The organism is Psychrobacter sp. 1U2 (assembly GCF_051847575.1).
On sequence record NZ_JBPYDC010000904.1, the window covers coordinates 1 to 781 of the forward strand.

The 781-nt window shown below is 36.9% G+C and carries 1 protein-coding gene; it reads right to left on the reverse strand.

From position 1 onward, the window contains the following. A partial coding sequence (locus ACS8FD_RS19455) for a DUF927 domain-containing protein (protein ID WP_439277074.1) occupies nucleotides 1-755 on the reverse strand: 755 nt, incomplete at its 3' end. Nucleotides 756-781: the final 26 nt, after the last annotated feature.

Genomic DNA, 781 nt, shown 5'->3' on the forward strand with positions numbered 1-781 from the left:
TCCATCATTAAAGCACCATCGTTACATATGCTTGCCAAAGCTTCAATAGCGTTTTTAGTTGTATTCCAGTTTCTAACGTAATCTCTACTACCCCAAATGCTAGCTGCTACATGTAAGCTGACTGATTTCCCAATACTAGATTTTCCTACTATATGAAACCCACCACCCTCAATGTCTAAAAGTTTGAGTAGAGAACCAGCAAATGCGCAACTAATAGCAAAATTTAGGCGACTTTGATTTCCTAATGGAGAACATAGTTTTTCTCGCCACTCTTCAAGAGTACCTTTTTCGCCATACGCATGACTTAAAGATTTTTCTGACTGATAAGTAATGTCTTTATTTGTTTCTCCATAGGTTCTATTAGGCATAACAAAAACATCATCATCATGCCACCCAACTCTATTAGTAAAAATAAGTAATTTTTCAGTTGGGTGGTTGTTTAGATAAAAATCTAGAGCATCTTGTAAATATTTCTTTGTAGAGACAACTAATCCTCTTCGAGCTAGATCCCTACGATACTTACGACTATCGCCTTGCATGAGTTCTTTTGGTACTGACCATCTATGCAATGTATTTGACTTGTCCAACCACTCTAAAATTATAGACCAGTTTGTCTTATCAATATTTTGACTTTGAGCTACGACTTTCATAGGGGAGCAGATCTGTTCTCTCTTCGGCCCTGATCCATACTTACTTTCAACAATATAATACAAACCGTCGATACATTGCTCGATGTATCCTTTTTCATATTTCATTGCTGGCTCAGTAAGACTATCGTCTG